The following is a 526-nucleotide window of genomic DNA, read 5'->3' on the forward strand; positions in this document are numbered from 1 at the left end:
GAGGTGACCATCGGCGGGCGCGGGTCGAACGGGACGGCGTTGCGGTTGACGGTGATGTCGATCGCCGCGAGGCGGTCCTCGGCTTCCTGGCCGTTGAGCTCGCACTCGCGCAGGTCCACCAGGACCAGGTGCACGTCGGTGCCGCCGGAGATCACGTTGATCCCCTTCGCGGTCACGTCCGGCTGGATGAGCCGCTCGGCGAGGATCCGGGCACCGGCGAGGACACGTTCCTGGCGTTCCTTGAACTCGGGCGACGCGGCGATCTTGAAGGCCACGGCCTTGCCGGCGATGACGTGCTCGAGCGGNGGAGATCACGTTGATCCCCTTCGCGGTCACGTCCGGCTGGATGAGCCGCTCGGCGAGGATCCGGGCACCGGCGAGGACACGTTCCTGGCGTTCCTTGAACTCGGGCGACGCGGCGATCTTGAAGGCCACGGCCTTGCCGGCGATGACGTGCTCGAGCGGTCCGCCCTGCTGGCCCGGGAACACGGCCGAGTTGATCTTCTTGGCGATGTCGGCGTCGTTG

At 68.6% G+C, this 526-nt stretch carries 2 pseudogenes; both read right to left on the reverse strand.

Going from position 1 to position 526, the window contains the following annotated elements:
* Nucleotides 1-305 (reverse strand): annotated as a pseudogene (locus ABLI39_RS17355) (serine hydroxymethyltransferase); the annotation flags it as partial.
* Nucleotides 306-402: 97 nt separating this feature from the next.
* Nucleotides 403-489, reverse strand: a pseudogene (locus tag ABLI39_RS17465) (hypothetical protein); the annotation flags it as partial.
* Nucleotides 490-526 lie beyond the last annotated feature (37 nt).

The organism is Pseudarthrobacter sp. B907, assembly GCF_040137805.1.
Classification (GTDB): domain Bacteria; phylum Actinomycetota; class Actinomycetes; order Actinomycetales; family Micrococcaceae; genus Arthrobacter.